We start from the raw sequence: 14,667 nt of genomic DNA, 5'->3' as shown, positions 1-14,667 counted from the left end.
CCGGTGCCCGGGCGCGAATTCAATCCTATTGGCTGACCCAGAGAATCCGGCCCATCCAGACGATGTCCCGCCGGGGCACGGAGCGCGGGCCGTAGGCCGGGTTGATCGAGGCCAGGGTCACGACCCGGGACGTCAGCGCCGCCACCTCCTTGGCCAGGGTCTCGCCGCCCGCGGTCCGCACCACCACCCGGTCGCCCTTGCGCACGTCCGAGGCCTCGCGGTCGACGATGACCCGGTCGCCCTCGCGATACAATGGGGCCATGGAATCGCCGGCGATGCGCAGGCTCAGCAGGCTGTCCCTGGGCCGAGGCAGTTCGGTCTGCTCCCAGCCGTCGCCGACCGGCAGGCCCGCGTCGTCGAAGAAGCCGTCCTGTCCGGCCTGGGCCATGCCCAGCATCGGCACGGTCGCCGGCCGCTCGGGCGCGTCCCGGGCGAGGGTCGCGAATTCGCCCAGCGACAGCCCCGTCGCCGTCAGGATGCGCGTCAGGCTTTCGGTGGAGGGCCAGCGAGGCCGCGGCGGCTGGCCGGGCCCGAACCGCTTGGAGGGGTTGAAACTGGTCGCGTCCAGTCCGGCCCGTTTGGCCAAGGCCGAGGCGCTGATGCCCTCTCGCCGGGCCAGGCCGTCGATCGCCTTCCAGAGCTGGGCGTGGGAGAGGGGCATGGCGTCCGCCGCGGCCCGATCGGCCGATTCGGCGGAAGTCTAGGAATAAATGCCCGCCCGCTCAACCCGGAGGATCATTCCAGTCCGGCCGCGCGGCGCTCCTGCCAGGCCCAGAAGGTGCCAATGGCGATGACCAGCAGTATGCCGTAGCTGGCCAGATTGATCACCGCATAGAAGGCCATGAGCGGCGGACGGATATCGACCAGGGTTAGAAGATGGCTCATCACGATGAGCGACTGCAGGCCCGAAGCCCAGACCGGCCACGCCCGCCCGCTTTTCCAAGCCAGGGCGATAAAAACCGCCAGCGCCACCGTGTCGAGCCCCATCATGCCCCATTGGGTGCCGCGTACGGCGCCTTCGCCCTGGATCAGCAGGGTGGCGAACCAGCCGAGGACATAGGCGCCGCCGGCGATCCGCTCCGGCTCGTCGCCCTTCAGGAAGGCGAAGGCGACGACGAGCACCATCACGCCGACGCCGATTTGTGTGGGCAGGGTGTCAAACATGAAATCGCCCCCATGCCGAACGGCATGAGGACGATATTGCATCGAGTCTGTCCGCTCCGGAATGACCGGAGCCGTACATTACGCCGAATTAAACCGCGCGGAGACGGCTCGCGCGGGCCAGTTCACCCGTGGCCGGCGGAATGGTGTCTTCGGCGGGCTTGTTGACGGGGCCGACCGCATAGACGCCGTAGCCGAGGCGACGGTGATCCTTGGCCAACTCGCCGTGGCAGGCGACCAGCGCCTCGCGGGCGGTCGCCATGGCGGCGATGGCTTCCATGGCCCGGGCTTGCGAGCCGGCGCCGGAGACCGGCGACAGGTTGAGCACCGTGCGGGCGCCGATCATCGACTGGACCAGGGTGGTCGCCTGGGTGATCGCGGCGTCAAGCGCCTGTTCCGCGGAATTCAGGTCGCTGGCGACGCTGGCGATGCATTCAGCCTTGTTCACGGTAAGCCTCCACTCAAAAACAGATGAATAACCTGTTAACACGTCTCGGCTTTGCTTGGTAGGGTTTTGTTGACCATGTCCGGCGCGATCCCGTCGCCGTCACCTCCACCGCCCCCGATGGGCGCCCCGTCGCCGGGCTTGTCGACGGGACCGACGGCCAGGGCCTCCAGGCCCAGCTTGCGCGCCACGGCCGTCAGGGTGTTGTGGGTCTGGATCATGTGGGCCCGCGCCTGCGCCAGGGCGTTGACGGCCGCCGCGGTCCCCTCAAAGGCGCGCTGGCCCGTCACGGCCGGCAACCAGGCCTCGGCGCGCGCGGCGGGCAGGGCGGCCGCCAGGGTCGCCGTCTCGATCAGGGCCTGGTCGATGGCGGATTCCGCCGCGTACAGGCGGGCGGCGAGGGCTTCGCCGACAGAAAGTCTGGACATGATGAATGCTCCCCGATGCGCGTGTCGCTGGGAAATGCAATCATAACTTGTCGTCAGATGCAACTATTGGTCGTCATCGGCCATCAGGAAATGGGCGGTCAGGGCGGCGATGGGCTGGCTCTCGTCGTCCTGCCAGGCTTCGGCCAGCACATGGGCGACGCGCCGCCCGGCCTTGCTGATCCGGGCGCGGGCGTGGACATCGACCGGCCGGCCCGAGCGGAGATAGGCCACGGTGACGTTGATCGGCCGGGGCAGGCGCAGCCGCGGGTACAGGGCCGCGACCTGGGCCACGGCGGTCAGCTCCAGCAGGGCGGCGGTCGATCCGCCGTGCAGCGCCGGCAGGATCGGATTGCCGATCAGCTTCGGCGCGAACGGCATGGTGACGGTCAGAACCTGCCCCTCGGCGGCGGTCGTCAGGCCGAGGAAGCGGGCGTAGGGCAGGCGGTCCAGCAGATCGCTCATCGACGGTCCTCCGGGGGCCGCCCGAGATTGGCGCCGGGGCGGCGATCCCCGCTGGAATCGAGCATATAGGCGCTCTGGGCCGCGGCGACGGGATCGTCGGGGCCGTCTTCGAAAGCCCAGGCGCGCACGAAGGCGATGGACCGGGTCAGGCGATAGCAGCGCGCCTCGGCGATCAGGCCGCGCCGCGCCTCGGCGGCCCGCATGTAGTCGACGCGCAGATCCAGGGTGGCGATCGGTTCGAACCGGCCCAGGGCGATCCACACCGCCAGCCCGCCGACATGGTCAAGCAGGGTGGTGACGAGGCCGCCGGACAGCACGTCGGTGTCGGGGTCGCCGACCAGGTCCTCGCGCCACGGCGCGCGGATGCGGACCCGATCGCCGTCAAGGCTGTCGTAGGTGAAGCCCAGGGCATGGGTGTGGGCCGCGCCGGCGGCCAGCTGGGGCAGAAGATCGAGGATGGGAGACGTCATGGTCCGCTTCTCGGTCGGGCCGGAAATGAGCGCAAGGGCGTTCGGCGCGTTGTCTGCCCCGCCATGACCGCCATATCCGCTCCATGATCCGTTTCGAGGACCTGCTTCGCCCGACCCCTGCCGGCCTGTATTGTCCGCCGGGCGATTTCTACGTCGATCCCGTGCAGCCGGTGGACCGGGCGGTGATCACCCACGGCCACGCCGACCACGCCCGCGCCGGCCACGGCGCGGTGCTGGCGACGCCGCAAACCCTGGCGATCATGGCCGAACGCTACGGCGTGGACTTCGCGGAGCGGCGCCAGGCCGTGGCCTATGGCGAGACGGCCGCCCACAAGGGGGTGGAGGTGACCCTGGTCCCCGCCGGCCATGTCCTTGGCTCCGCGCAGGCGGTGATCCGCTGGAAGGGCCTGACCATGGTGGCGGCCGGCGACTACAAGCGCCGCCGCGATCCCACCTGCGCGCCCTTCGAGCCCGCGCCCTGCCATGTCTTCATTTCAGAGGCCACCTTCGGCCTGCCCGTCTTCGTCCACCCCCCGGACGCCGACGAGATCGGGCGGCTGGTCCAGTCCCTGCGCCAATTTCCCGAGCGGGCCCATCTGGTCGGCGCCTATGCGCTGGGCAAGGCGCAGCGCGTCATCCGGCTGCTGCGGGAGGCCGGCTGGGACCGGCCCATCCATGTGCATGGCGCGCTGGAGCGACTGAACCGGCTGTATGAGCGGGAGGGGATAGATCTGGGTCCGCTGGCCCCGGCCACGGGTCTGCCGCCGAACGCCCTGGGCGGCGAGGTGATCATCGCCCCGCCGTCGGCGACCCAGGATCGCTGGGCCCGCCGGTTCGCCGATCCGGTGCTGGCCTTCGCCTCGGGCTGGATGGGCGTGCGGGCCCGGGCGCGGCAAAAGGGGGTCGAACTGCCGCTGGTCCTGTCCGACCACGCCGACTGGCCCGAACTGGTCGCCACCTTCGCCGGGCTGAAGCCCGAGGAGGTCTGGATCACGCACGGGCGCGAGGAGGGGCTGCTGCGCTGGTGCGAATTGAACGGGCAGAAGGCGAGGGCGCTGCGGCTGGTCGGCTATGAGGACGAGGACGACGGTGAGGCGGCGATCGCGGTCATCTAGGCCGCCGAACGGGCCTTGCCCTTGCCGCCGGTCCCGTCGCGGGCTTCCTCGGCCGCCCCGGCCTGTTCCAGGGCGGTGTTCATCGCCAAGCGGAGGCGTTCCGGCTTGATCGGCTTCTCGACCACAGCAGCCATGCCGATGGCGATGTATTTCTTCGCGTCGTCCGGATCGGCGTTGGCGGTCAGGGCGACGACGGGAAGGTGACGCGCCGGGCCGTCCAGGGCGCGGATGGCCTGGGTCGCCTGGACGCCGTCCATGCGCGGCATCTTGATATCCATCAGCACCAGGTCGAAGCGCCGCTCCTGCACCGCCTCCAGCGCCTCGACGCCGTCCTCGGCGGTCTCGGAGGTGCAGCCGAACATCTCGCACAACGCCTGGGCCACGACCCGGTTGGTGGCGTTGTCGTCGACGATCAGGATGTGAGGACGACTGGCCACGCCATCGTCGCCGCCAAGAGTCTCGACATTGGACCTTGCGGGCGCCGAGGCCTGGGTGCGCTCGGCGTTCAGATCGAAGGCGAAGGTCGCCCCGCGGCCCGGATTGTTCTCGGCCCAGATGCGGCCGTCCATGCGGTCCACGATCTGGCGGCAGATGGCCAGGCCGAGCCCCGCGCCGTCCGGACCCGATCCGTGCACAAAGGGCTCGAAGATCGCATCGACCCGGTCGGCGTCGATCCCCGGACCGTCGTCGCGAACCCGGGCTTCCAGCCGGATGCGGTCGCCGGCCGCCACGGCCTTCAAACCGGCCTCGACCACGCCGTTGCGGGCGAATTTGAGCGCGTTGCCGATCAGGTTGTTGAACACCTGCTTGACCCGGACGCCGTCGATCACCGCGGCCAGCTCGGTGTCGCCTTCATAGCTGACCATCAGGGTGACGTTGTCTTCGGACGCGCGCGGCGCCCACATCGCCTGGACATCGTCCATCAGGGCCCGCAGGGGCGTGATTTCGGGCTGCAGCTCCAGCTCGCCCGCCTCGGCCCGCGACAGGTCGAGGGCGTCCTGGAGGATGCGCAGCAGGGTTTCGGAGGATTCCACGATGGTGGTGACGTGGGCCTGGGCCTGGGCGTTCAGCGGCTGGCGGCGCAACAATTCGGCCACGGCCAGCACGCCGTTCATCGGCGTGCGCAACTCGTGGCTCATGATGGCCAGGAACTGGCTCTTGGCGCGGGCCGCGGCCAGGGCCTGGGTCCGGGTGTCGGACAGTTCGCGCGTCTGCTCGGCCAGTTCGGCGTTCTGTCGCCGCTGCTGGTCATTGACGGCCTGAAGCAGGGACACCGCCGTGCCGACGCCCTGATAGCGACCTTCGCGCGTGACGATGAAGCCGCGCATCAGCGCCCCGGGACCGCTCTTCAGCAGGACGTCGCAGAAGGAATCGATGCTGACCCCGGCTTCGACGACCGCCGGTTCCGGATCCATGATGTGAAGGACGGGGCGATTGGCGTACAGGGCGTGCCCGTAGGCGCCGGCGATCTTCAGCAGGAAGGTGTTGCGCTCGACCAGGCCGACGGGACGGTCCCCATCGACGACCGGGATCACCAGCGTGTCGGGCTCGCGCTCGAAACGAGCGAACACGTCGCTTCCGAGCGTCTGAGACGACACCGCCTCGGCGCGCTCGGTCAGGACTTCGATGGTCGGCATGACGGGCCGGTACTCCACTGCGACCGGTGGACATTGTGTCGAAACCGTTTGCGGAAGGGTTAAGGGCCGGGCTTGACCATCTTCCTGCCGTTTTTGCTCTGCCCGCGGGGCTGGTGTAGAAGGCCCGCCCGCCCCCATTTGCGGCCCATCTCCTTGTTTATGCGCGCGGCCGACCGGCCGACCGCAGGTTTGTCATGAGCGATTCCGGCCCTGTCAGTGAAAAATCCGCCCTCGTCCTGTTCTCGGGCGGGCAGGACAGCGCCACCTGTCTGGCCTGGGCGCTGGAGCGATATGAGCGGGTCGAGACCGTGGGTTTCGACTATGGCCAGCGTCATGCCGTCGAGATGGAGGCGCGGCTGACGGTGCGCGACGGCATGCAGACGGTTCTGCCCCGATGGGCCGGACGGCTGGGACCAGACCACGTCGTCGACCTGACCGGCTACGGCCGGATCGCCGACAGCGCCCTGACCGCGGACCGGGTCATCGAAATGGACGCCCGCGGCCTGCCGACCACCTTTGTCCCGGGTCGCAACCTGGTCTTTCTGACCTGCGCCGCCGCCCTGGCGGACCGGCGGGGGCTGGACGTTCTGGTCGGGGGCATGTGCGAGACGGACTTTTCCGGCTATCCCGACTGCCGCCGCGACACGATCGACGCCATGGCGACGGCGCTCAGCCTCGGGCTGGACAGGCCCGTGGTCATCGAGACGCCGCTGATGGCCCTGACCAAGGCGGAAACCTGGAACCTGGCCGACAGGATCGGCGGGGCGTCGCTGGTTGAGCTGATCGTCGAGGCCTCGCACACCTGCTATCGCGGCGACCGCGAACACCGCCACGGCTGGGGGTACGGCTGCGGCGATTGCCCGGCCTGCGAGCTGCGGGCCGCGGGCCATGCGGAGTGGGCGGCCGCATGACCTATTCGGCCAAGGAAGTGTTCCTGACGGTGCAGGGCGAGGGCGGACAGGCGGGGCGGCCGGCCGTCTTCCTGCGTTTCGCCGGCTGCAACCTGTGGAACGGACTGGAGCGCGACCGCGCGACCGCCGTCTGCACCTTCTGCGACACCGATTTCGTCGGAACCGACGGGGACGGGGGCGGCAAGTTCGCCACCGCCGACGCCCTTGCCGACCATGTCGCCTTGATGTGGCGGGGCAGGGCGGGGGATCCGAAGCTGGTCGTCTGCACCGGCGGCGAGCCCCTGCTGCAACTGGACGCGCCGCTGATCGACGCCCTGCACGGACGGGGCTTCGAGATCGCGATCGAGTCGAACGGCACGCTTCCGGCTCCGGCCGGGATCGACTGGATCTGCGTCAGCCCCAAGGCCGACGCGCCCGTGGTCCAGACCTCCGGCCAGGAACTGAAACTGGTCTTCCCGCAGACCGCCGCCATGCCGGACCGGTTCGAACATCTGGCCTTCGAACGCTTCTGGCTGCAGCCCATGGACGGCCCCGACCGGGCGGCCAATACGGTCGCGGCCATCGACTATTGCCTGACCCACCCCAGATGGCGGCTCAGCGTCCAGACCCACAAATACATCGGCGTGAGATGAGCGTTTTCGAGATCACCAAGGCCGCCACCTTCGACGCGGCCCACCATTTTCCGAGCGAGCCGGAGGGCAGCATCTACCGCCGCATCCACGGCCACTCCTTCACGGTCGAGGCGACGATCCGCTCCGAGGTTCTGGACGCCGACCATGGCTGGGTCGCCGACCTCGGCGCGCTGGACCGCGCCCTCAAGGCCGCGGCCGAAGAGCTGGATCACGGCATGCTGAACGAAAAGCCGGGGCTGGAGCTTCCCAGCCTGGAGAATCTCTGCCTCTGGTTCGCCCGTCGTCTCAAGCCCGAATGGCCGGGATTGTGCCGCATCCAGGTGGCGCGGCCGACCATTCACGAGCGCTGCGTCCTGACCCTCTAGGTCAGCAGTCGCGGCCCTGGCGCTGGCGCTGCTCGCAACGACGCTGCTCACGTTCCCAGTCGCGCTGTTCGCGTTCCCGCCGGGCCCGGGTTTCCTCGTCGGAGGTGGTGACGGCGTCCACGCCGGCCCCGACCACGGCGCCCGTGGCCTTGACCGTTCCGCCGACCACCGCGCCTGCCGTGCCGACCACGGCGCCGACGAGGCACCCCTGCAGCATCAGGCCCGCGGCCGTGACGGCGAGCAGGGTTCCGCCCGTTCTGATGATTCTGGTCATGCTCGCGCCTACTCCCGACGGTTCAGGGTTAACCGGCAAATGGTGAACGTATTCTGAGCGGCCGATCAGGCCGAATGGAGGCGCGGATCAGGCCGCGCGCGGCTGGTGGGCGGCGAGGGGTTCGAACCCCCGACCCCCTCGGTGTAAACGAGGTGCTCTGACCAGCTGAGCTAGCCGCCCGTCCACGAAACCGTGGAAACTCCGCGCCCTAGAACCGGAAGCTGGCCCGCAGGAACAGCATGTACCGGATGTAGTCCTCGATCATCTCGGCGTCGGCGCTGATCGACAGCATGCCCAGTTCGTTGCCGATGTTGACCCGCAGGCCGACGATCGGTCCGCCGCCCTCGATCGTGCCGCCGTCCAGGGTGAAGTCCGGACCGCCCGAGCGGAAGCGGGCGATGGTCTCGCCCGGATCGACCGAGATGTTCTGGCGCCAGCCGACCCGCAGCTCGGGCCGGAGCCAGCTGTTCTCACCCATGGCCATGCCGATGTTGACCGCCGCGGTGGCCGTGAACAGGTGGCCTTCGCGGTCGTCGATCTCGAGGTCGAAACCGTCGCCGCCGCCGGTCTCGACGTGGCCGTCCTCGCTCAGCGAGAAGAATTCGGCATAGGCCTCGGGCCGGATGCTGAAGCGGCCGAAATTGCGCTCATACGAGGCGCCGCCGGCCGCGGCGAGGGTGAAGCCGCTCCAGTCGGATTCATTGGACAGGTTCAGGCCGCCGCCGACGAAGCGGCGCTCGGAGTTGAAGGTGGCGTAGCCCGCGGCCGCCCGCGCCCAGGTGGTCCAGTACTGGCCCTGGGCGCGCCAGTAGAGGCCCAGCTCCAGCAGATTGGCGGACAGGACCTCCTCGGCCTCGGACTCGGGATCCTCAAGGTCGGACGAGGTGAAGGCCGCCGTCAGGCCCACGGCGCCCAGGCCGGTGCCGCGTTCAACGCCGCCGGCGACCCCGAAGCCCTCCGAGCGGAAGCCGTAGGTGTCGGTCTTGTCCTTGTCGGCGTAGAAATTGATCTCCTGCACCCAGGCGCTGGTCTCGCCCGGCGCGGCCGAGGCGTTGCGGCCGGTCAGCGCCCGCGTCACCGCGTCGACGCCCGAGGCCAGCGACAGCAGCGGGCCGCCGGAATGGTCGGGCAGCAGCTGTTCGTACAGGTTGATGAAATCCTCGCGCCCTGTCTGGGCGAGGAAGGCGTTGCGGATGTCGCTGGCGTCGGCGTCTCCCAGCGCCGCATAGAAGGAGTCGTACATCGAGGCCTCGACCGCGATCAGGTCGGCTTCCTCGGCGGTCCGCTGCCGGACATCGACGAAGACCTCGCCGGCCGGCACGTCGGACCCGACGTCGACCACATAGAGATAGGGCGAGTTTTCCTCGACCGAGTCCACGTCGATGGCGCCGTAGTTCAGCGTCGCCGCGTCGATCAGGGTGAAGCGTTCCGGTCCCGCCAGCAACGAGGTGAAGCGGACGCCCAGGCCGGCGCCGTCGGCGAGAGTGGCGGTTCCGGCGACGTTGAAGCCGCCCGAGCCGCTGTTGGCCGGGTCGACGGTGATGATCAGGTCGCCGTTCGCCCCGACGTTCAGGTCCGACACGTTGAGCATGGTGGTTTGCCGGGCGTCCAGGACGCCGTTGGCGACGTTGATCGAGAGGTCGCCGCCGCTGTCGGACAGGGCCCCGCGCACGACGCCTCCGCCGGTGATCGACAGACTGTCCGCGCCGGCGCCGAAATCGATGTCCCCGAGAACCAGGCCGTTGCGGATATCGACCGTGTCGCCGCCCGAGCCCAGCCGGATCGCGCCCACGATGATGGGTTCGTTGCCGTCCGGCACGCCATCGCCGTCGGTATCCGGGTTCGAGGTGGTCGGCGTGGCCGTGACGCCCCTCTGGAGCAGGGTCACGCCGGTCGTGTTGGCGCTCACGTCGAAGGCCGTGCCGGTTCCGGTGATCGGATCGCCGTCCGCGTTGGCGCCGACCAGGGCCTGGATCGATCCCGTGTTGGTGATCGAGGTCAGGGTCCCGCTCAGGTCCTGGAGCGCGAAGGTGTTCGCGACGCCCCCGCCGGCCGACGCCAGAATATTGCCCGTGTTGCTGAACGTCGGGAGCGTGGCCCCGGCGTCGATCCGGATCGCCGTGCCCGTGGCGGCGACGTCGCTGTTGACGCCGGCGGAGATGACGCCGGCGTTGTTGAGCACGGGCGTCGAGACGCCGTCGCCGATGCGGAGGGCGGTCGAACTGGCATCGAAGGCCAGGGCGACGACCGAGCCGTCGTTGCGGATGCCGCCGTCGATGGTCACGGTCTGCCCGGCGCCGCCTCCGAACACCAGCGCATTGCCCTGGACGCCATCATAGACGCCGTGGCCCGAGATGCCGCCGCGGTTGATGAAGCCGTAGGCTTCATCGCCGGTGCCCACGGCCCCGAGGGTGATCGACCGGGTCCCGGATCCCACCAGGACGGCCGGCGCGGCGCCATAGCTGGTCACGTTGGCGGTCGACTCGGCGGTGTCGATCACGCCGTTTCCGTCGCGGTCAGTGTCGGTGCGATTGATGGTGCCGTCGCCGTCGTCGTCCTCGTCGCCATTCTTGACGCCGTCGTCGTCGTCGTCGGCCTCGATGCCCGAACCGCCGTAGGTCGGCGGACGGTCGAACAGGACGCCCCCGGCGATGTTCGACGCGATCCGCAGCGCCGGCCCGCCTTGCAGAAGATCGTCGGGGTCCAGTTCGTCGAGGAAGATGTAGTCCGCGTCGTTTGCGGTCGTCTCGACGTAGGTGTCAGGCCGCACCTGGGGGCGGGTCGTATAGCGATAGCCGGTCACGCTGATGCTCGACTCCACGAGCAGCGATCCGCCGACATCGCCTTCGACCGAGGCGCCCACGGCGCCCCCGCCCTGGGCGTTGATCGAACCTACCAGTCGCACATCGCCGCCCACGGCGCCCGTGGCGCGCACGCCATAACTATTGTTTCCGAGAACGCTGACGGAGCCCAGGACATCGAGGTTGCCGGTCAGCGGCGCTTCCAGCGATATGCCAAAGGAATCGTTGCCCTCCACGCGGATCGAGCCGCCCGTCTCGAGCACGACATTTCCCGTAAGCGCGGACGCGCCGACCACCCGAACCCCGTAGCGGCCCGTGCCGTTCGCGAAGGCGCCGTCGGCGTCGCCGTCGTTGTCGGTGTCCACGTCGGTGGTGGAGGTGATGTCGTCCTCGACCGTGATGGTGCCGCCGATCAGGACATTGCCGGTGTTGCCGCCGTTGGCCAGCACGGCGGTGGCTCCGTTCGCGGCCGCTGCCATGGTGATCGTGCCGCCCGAATCGATATCGACGCTGTGACTGGAATCCAGGGTCAGGGCGACGCCGCTGCTCACGTTGATCGCGCCGCCGGATGCGATGCGGACGCTGTCGGCCCCGGAGCCGGTGGCGTTCGACGTGGTGATCGGCGTCGTGCGCGCGGTCGAGATCACGACCTCGGCCAGCGCGCCGGTCGCCGCCATCAGGGGAGCGATCGCCACCGCGGTCGCAAGTAGAATACGCATTCGGAAGAAACCCCTGTGGACGAGACGCGCAGAGACGCCGGCGATCCTCTAACAGGGACCATGCCGACCTGCCTCAAGTTTCTCGAATTTGAGGCGAATGCAAGGCCGAACGCGCGCCCACGGGCCCGGTCGCAAGCGCGGCCATTGCCAGAAACGCAATCATGGTGATATCACTTTTATATCGACAAGGAGGGCCCCGATGACCACCACCCATTCCCGATCCGCCGAACGCCCGGCCTCGACCGCCAACGGCATTCTGATGCTGCTTCTCGGCCTGCTGCTGCTCGTCGCCGGACCGGTCAGCATCGCCCAGGACCCCGACAGCGCCCTGCGCGTCGTCGCCGGGATCGCCGCCGCCGTCGTCGGCCTGCTGCTGATCTGCGGCCTTTATTCGCTCCAGCCCAACGAGGCGATGGCCATCATGCTGTTCGGCGACTATCGCGGCACCGACCGCAAGACCGGATTGCGCTGGGTCCTGCCCTGGTACAGCCGCAAGAAGATTTCCTTGCGTGTCCGAAATCTGACCAGCGACAAGCTGAAGGTGAACGACAAGCGCGGCAGCCCCATCGAGATCGCCGCCAACGTCGTCTGGCGCGTGCAGGACTCGGCCCAGGCCCTGTTCGACGTCGACGACTACCAGGCCTTCGTGAACATCCAGGTCGACACCGCCCTGCGCGACATCGCCTCGCACTACGCCTACGACCACGGCGAGGAGGGGGCGGACTCCGAGATGACCCTGCGCGCCGACGCAGAGGACGTGGCGGGCCGCCTGCGGGACGAACTCGTCGGGCGGGTCAGCGTCGCGGGCGTCGCCGTGGACGAGGCGCGGCTGGCCCACCTGGCCTATGCGCCCGAGATCGCGGGGGCCATGCTGCGCCGCCAGCAGGCCGAGGCTATCCTCTCCGCGCGTCGCCTCATCGTGCGGGGCGCCGTCGGCATGGTCGAAAACGCCCTGGCAGACCTGAACGAACGCGGCGTCGTCGACCTCGACGAAGACCGCAAGGCGGCCATGGTGTCCAACCTGCTGGTCGTCCTGTGCGCGGATCGCGAGGCCCAGCCGGTTGTCAACACCGGCACCCTGTACGGCTGACATGGCGCGGCCGAGGAAGCCCTTCCTGATGCGCGCGTCTCCGGGCGTGATGGCGGCGGTCGAGAAATTGGCCGCCGCCGAACTGCGCTCGGTCAACGCCCAGGTCGAGATCCTGCTCCGCGAGGCCATGGCCCGGCGCGGCATATCGCCGTCCGACGACGCTCCCCCGACCGACGACGCTTGAGCTTAGCCTTCGGCGGCGTTACGGGCGGCTCATGGTCAAGTCGCATATGTCGAAGGTCCGCAAGGCCCGCCGCATCCAGAAGCGGGTCAAGCGCGTTGGAAGAGCCAACGTCACCGCCGCGGAAAGAGAACTGATGAGTCTGGCGGGCCTCGAGGTGCAGGAAGGCGAGTTGCGCCTCATCCCGGGCTGGGACGAGGAGGTCTCCGAGACCCTGGCGGCGACCAAGGCCGCCGGCGACGACGGACGGCCGCGGCTGGTCGACACCACCATGCTATATGCGCCCCGCTCAGGTGGGGTGAAACGCTATCTCCTGTCCAAGAAGGCCTGGCTGGAGGCGAACCGCCCCGGCGTCAGCCATTCGCTGGTCGTGCCCGGCGCCCACCACAAGGCCGGTGACGACGGCATCGTCCAGCTTCATGCGACAAAGCTGCCCTTCGGCGACGGCTATCGCTGGCCCACCTCGGTGCGCCGCTGGGGCGCCTGGGTCGCGTCGTTGAATCCGGCGATCATCGAGGCGGGCGATCCCTATACGCCGGGGCAAGGGGCCCTGGAGGCCGGCCAGCGCGCGAGTTGCCCGGTTGTCGGCTTCTGCCATTCCGACCCCGCGGGCCTCGCCGCCCTGCATTTCGGCGAATGGGCCAAGAAGCCGGTCGAGAAGCGCTGGGCCCGGCTGTTCGGCCAGTTCGACCGTGTCGTCTCGCCCAGCCGCTACATCGCCCGCCGGCTGGAAGAAGCGGGGGTCGGCGACATCGTCATCCGCCCGCTCGGGGTCGAGATCGACACCTTCCGCCCCGACCGCGGCGACCGGGACTGGCTGTTGAAGAAGCTGGGCCTGCCGGCTTCGGCGCGCCTGCTGTGCTTCGCCGGCCGTCCGGCGCGCGAGAAGAACATCGACGTCCTGATCCAGGCCGTGCAGGCGCTCGGCGATCCCTATCACCTGATCCTCGTCGGCGCCGGGGCGGGCATGCCGGCCGAGGAGCGGGTCATTTCCTTGCCGTACGAAGCCAATCCCAAGGCGGTGGCCCGTATCATCGCCAGCTGCGACGCCTTCGTCCACGCCAACGACAAGGAGCCGTTCGGCCTGATCGTGCTCGAGGCCATGGCCTGCGGCCGTCCCGTCGTCGGGGTCAACGCCGGCGGGGTCAAGGAGACGGTCGACGACACGGTCGGCCAGCTGGCGAAGAGCGCCGACCCGCGCCACTACGCCGCCGCCGTCGAGGCCCTGTTCGCCCGCGATATCGAGGCCCTCGGGGCCGCCGCCCGGATCCGCACCGTCGAACGCTTCGCCTGGAACCGGGTGTTCGAGGACCTTAGCTCGGTCTACGCCGAGGTCAGCGGTCAGCCGGCCTTCGCCCAGCCGGGCGAATGGAAGGTGCACTGACGGCTCGACAGCGGTCGCCCCGCACGCCAGTCTGGGCCGGAACGGGGAACCCTCGATGAAACGTCTTCTGCTCGCGGCCGCGCTGTCGCTGCTGACCGCCACCTCCGCCATGGCCCAGACCGTCTATCTCGTCCGCCACGGGGAAAAGGCCGACGCCAGCGCCGATCCGGCGCTGTCGGAGGCGGGGCAGGCCCGCGCCGCCGCGCTCGCGGCGATCCTGGCCGACGTCCACCCCGGCCACATCTTCACCAGCCCCCTGCAGCGCACCCGTCTGACGGCGGCGCCGACGGCGGAATTTCATTCGGTGTCGGTGGAGCCGATCAGCCTCGATGGCGGCGGCGCGGCCCATGTCGCCGCGATCGCCGAGCGGGTCCACGCTCTACCGGACGACGCGGTCGTGCTGATCGTCGGCCACAGCAACACGGTGCCCCTGATCGCCCGCGCGCTGGGCTACGCCGAGGCCGCCGGCATGCCGGAGTGCGAATATGACCGGATGACCCTGCTGCACCTGACAGGAGATACGGCCCACGGCCAGGTCAGCCGCTACGGAGCGCCGGCGACCTGCGAATAGAATATATCCGGGTAATATTGA

17 protein-coding genes and 1 tRNA gene are annotated in these 14,667 nt (G+C 69.3%); 8 read left to right on the top strand and 10 right to left on the bottom strand.

Annotated features, from left to right (window positions below; all coding sequences use genetic code 11):
- Nucleotides 1-25: 25 nt before the first annotated feature.
- From Q8Q71_RS02365 to Q8Q71_RS02340, 6 genes are all read right to left on the bottom strand, one after another.
- Complete coding sequence (locus tag Q8Q71_RS02365; RefSeq protein WP_305758033.1) at nt 26-661, bottom strand: helix-turn-helix transcriptional regulator; 636 nt, start codon at nt 659-661, stop codon at nt 26-28.
- Between the two features lie 74 nt (nt 662-735).
- Nucleotides 736-1,164, bottom strand: a complete 429-nt coding sequence (locus Q8Q71_RS02360) for a hypothetical protein (RefSeq protein WP_305758032.1) — start codon at nt 1,162-1,164, stop codon at nt 736-738.
- 88 nt (nt 1,165-1,252) lie between these two features.
- Entirely contained in the window at nt 1,253-1,609 is a 357-nt protein-coding gene (locus tag Q8Q71_RS02355; RefSeq protein ID WP_305758031.1) for a hypothetical protein, read from the bottom strand.
- 35 nt (nt 1,610-1,644) lie between these two features.
- A complete protein-coding gene (locus tag Q8Q71_RS02350) occupies nt 1,645-2,034 on the bottom strand; it encodes a hypothetical protein (protein WP_305758030.1) in 390 nt (129 codons plus the stop codon).
- A gap of 63 nt (nt 2,035-2,097) precedes the next feature.
- Complete coding sequence (locus Q8Q71_RS02345; RefSeq protein WP_305758029.1) at nt 2,098-2,496, bottom strand: PaaI family thioesterase; 399 nt, start codon at nt 2,494-2,496, stop codon at nt 2,098-2,100.
- Complete coding sequence (locus tag Q8Q71_RS02340; RefSeq protein WP_305758028.1) at nt 2,493-2,966, bottom strand: PaaI family thioesterase; 474 nt, start codon at nt 2,964-2,966, stop codon at nt 2,493-2,495. The genes Q8Q71_RS02345 and Q8Q71_RS02340 overlap by 4 nt, the downstream gene beginning before the upstream one ends.
- 83 nt (nt 2,967-3,049) lie before the next feature.
- On the opposite strand from Q8Q71_RS02340, the gene Q8Q71_RS02335 reads away from it, so the two are divergent.
- Complete coding sequence (locus Q8Q71_RS02335; protein WP_305758027.1) at nt 3,050-4,081, top strand: ligase-associated DNA damage response exonuclease; 1,032 nt, start codon at nt 3,050-3,052, stop codon at nt 4,079-4,081.
- Here Q8Q71_RS02335 and Q8Q71_RS02330 read toward each other — a convergent pair.
- On the bottom strand, nt 4,078-5,718 hold the full coding sequence (locus Q8Q71_RS02330; protein ID WP_305758026.1) for a response regulator: 1,641 nt from the start codon (nt 5,716-5,718) through the stop codon (nt 4,078-4,080). The genes Q8Q71_RS02335 and Q8Q71_RS02330 overlap by 4 nt on opposite strands.
- A 194-nt stretch (nt 5,719-5,912) precedes the next feature.
- On the opposite strand from Q8Q71_RS02330, the gene queC reads away from it, so the two are divergent.
- The 3 genes from queC to Q8Q71_RS02315 are packed head-to-tail and all read left to right on the top strand — an operon-like array spanning nt 5,913 to nt 7,626.
- On the top strand, nt 5,913-6,629 hold the full coding sequence (gene queC / locus Q8Q71_RS02325; protein ID WP_305758025.1) for a 7-cyano-7-deazaguanine synthase QueC: 717 nt from the start codon (nt 5,913-5,915) through the stop codon (nt 6,627-6,629).
- Nucleotides 6,626-7,261, top strand: a complete 636-nt coding sequence (gene queE / locus Q8Q71_RS02320; RefSeq protein ID WP_305758024.1) for a 7-carboxy-7-deazaguanine synthase — start codon at nt 6,626-6,628, stop codon at nt 7,259-7,261. Before queC ends, queE begins: the two co-directional genes overlap by 4 nt.
- On the top strand, nt 7,258-7,626 hold the full coding sequence (locus Q8Q71_RS02315) for a 6-carboxytetrahydropterin synthase (protein ID WP_300469106.1): 369 nt from the start codon (nt 7,258-7,260) through the stop codon (nt 7,624-7,626). The genes queE and Q8Q71_RS02315 overlap by 4 nt, the downstream gene beginning before the upstream one ends.
- Before the next feature lies 1 nt (nt 7,627).
- Here Q8Q71_RS02315 and Q8Q71_RS02310 read toward each other — a convergent pair whose 3' ends face one another.
- From Q8Q71_RS02310 to Q8Q71_RS02300, 3 genes are all read right to left on the bottom strand, one after another.
- On the bottom strand, nt 7,628-7,900 hold the full coding sequence (locus Q8Q71_RS02310) for a hypothetical protein (protein ID WP_305758023.1): 273 nt from the start codon (nt 7,898-7,900) through the stop codon (nt 7,628-7,630).
- A gap of 103 nt (nt 7,901-8,003) precedes the next feature.
- Nucleotides 8,004-8,080: transfer RNA gene (locus tag Q8Q71_RS02305), tRNA-Val, on the bottom strand.
- 28 nt (nt 8,081-8,108) lie between these two features.
- Entirely contained in the window at nt 8,109-11,420 is a 3,312-nt protein-coding gene (locus Q8Q71_RS02300; protein WP_305758022.1) for an autotransporter outer membrane beta-barrel domain-containing protein, read from the bottom strand.
- A gap of 199 nt (nt 11,421-11,619) precedes the next feature.
- Here Q8Q71_RS02300 and Q8Q71_RS02295 point away from each other — a divergent pair, with 199 nt between their 5' ends.
- The 4 genes from Q8Q71_RS02295 (at nt 11,620) to Q8Q71_RS02280 (ending at nt 14,646) form a co-directional block, all read left to right on the top strand.
- Nucleotides 11,620-12,510: an SPFH domain-containing protein gene (locus Q8Q71_RS02295; protein WP_305758021.1), complete on the top strand. Its 891-nt coding sequence runs from the start codon at nt 11,620-11,622 to the stop codon at nt 12,508-12,510.
- A gap of 1 nt (nt 12,511) precedes the next feature.
- Nucleotides 12,512-12,694 carry a hypothetical protein gene (locus Q8Q71_RS02290; protein ID WP_305758020.1) on the top strand — a complete coding sequence of 61 codons (183 nt, stop codon included), beginning with the start codon at nt 12,512-12,514 and terminating at the stop codon, nt 12,692-12,694.
- Nucleotides 12,695-12,827: 133 nt separating this feature from the next.
- Nucleotides 12,828-14,075 carry a glycosyltransferase gene (locus Q8Q71_RS02285; protein ID WP_305758073.1) on the top strand — a complete coding sequence of 416 codons (1,248 nt, stop codon included), beginning with the start codon at nt 12,828-12,830 and terminating at the stop codon, nt 14,073-14,075.
- A 55-nt stretch (nt 14,076-14,130) separates the two neighbouring features.
- On the top strand, nt 14,131-14,646 hold the full coding sequence (locus Q8Q71_RS02280) for a histidine phosphatase family protein (RefSeq protein ID WP_305758019.1): 516 nt from the start codon (nt 14,131-14,133) through the stop codon (nt 14,644-14,646).
- Nucleotides 14,647-14,667 lie beyond the last annotated feature (21 nt).

Origin of the sequence: Brevundimonas sp., assembly GCF_030704825.1 — a bacterium.
Lineage (GTDB): Bacteria > Pseudomonadota > Alphaproteobacteria > Caulobacterales > Caulobacteraceae > Brevundimonas.
The sequence above is the reverse complement of the archived record's forward strand: the minus strand, read 5'-3'. Positions and strand labels throughout refer to the sequence as shown.

Coding starts and splice junctions, on each gene's coding strand:
- Q8Q71_RS02285 (WP_305758073.1), top strand. CDS start 12,828: ATGAGTCTGGCGGGCCTCGAGGTGCAGGAAGGCGAGTTGCGCCTCATC.
- queC (WP_305758025.1), top strand. CDS start 5,913: ATGAGCGATTCCGGCCCTGTCAGTGAAAAATCCGCCCTCGTCCTGTTC.
- Q8Q71_RS02280 (WP_305758019.1), top strand. CDS start 14,131: ATGAAACGTCTTCTGCTCGCGGCCGCGCTGTCGCTGCTGACCGCCACC.
- Q8Q71_RS02365 (WP_305758033.1), bottom strand. CDS start 661: ATGCCCCTCTCCCACGCCCAGCTCTGGAAGGCGATCGACGGCCTGGCC.
- Q8Q71_RS02290 (WP_305758020.1), top strand. CDS start 12,512: ATGGCGCGGCCGAGGAAGCCCTTCCTGATGCGCGCGTCTCCGGGCGTG.
- Q8Q71_RS02360 (WP_305758032.1), bottom strand. CDS start 1,164: ATGTTTGACACCCTGCCCACACAAATCGGCGTCGGCGTGATGGTGCTC.
- Q8Q71_RS02300 (WP_305758022.1), bottom strand. CDS start 11,420: ATGCGTATTCTACTTGCGACCGCGGTGGCGATCGCTCCCCTGATGGCG.
- Q8Q71_RS02295 (WP_305758021.1), top strand. CDS start 11,620: ATGACCACCACCCATTCCCGATCCGCCGAACGCCCGGCCTCGACCGCC.
- Q8Q71_RS02350 (WP_305758030.1), bottom strand. CDS start 2,034: ATGTCCAGACTTTCTGTCGGCGAAGCCCTCGCCGCCCGCCTGTACGCG.
- Q8Q71_RS02315 (WP_300469106.1), top strand. CDS start 7,258: ATGAGCGTTTTCGAGATCACCAAGGCCGCCACCTTCGACGCGGCCCAC.
- Q8Q71_RS02310 (WP_305758023.1), bottom strand. CDS start 7,900: ATGACCAGAATCATCAGAACGGGCGGAACCCTGCTCGCCGTCACGGCC.
- queE (WP_305758024.1), top strand. CDS start 6,626: ATGACCTATTCGGCCAAGGAAGTGTTCCTGACGGTGCAGGGCGAGGGC.
- Q8Q71_RS02330 (WP_305758026.1), bottom strand. CDS start 5,718: ATGCCGACCATCGAAGTCCTGACCGAGCGCGCCGAGGCGGTGTCGTCT.
- Q8Q71_RS02345 (WP_305758029.1), bottom strand. CDS start 2,496: ATGAGCGATCTGCTGGACCGCCTGCCCTACGCCCGCTTCCTCGGCCTG.
- Q8Q71_RS02340 (WP_305758028.1), bottom strand. CDS start 2,966: ATGACGTCTCCCATCCTCGATCTTCTGCCCCAGCTGGCCGCCGGCGCG.
- Q8Q71_RS02335 (WP_305758027.1), top strand. CDS start 3,050: ATGATCCGTTTCGAGGACCTGCTTCGCCCGACCCCTGCCGGCCTGTAT.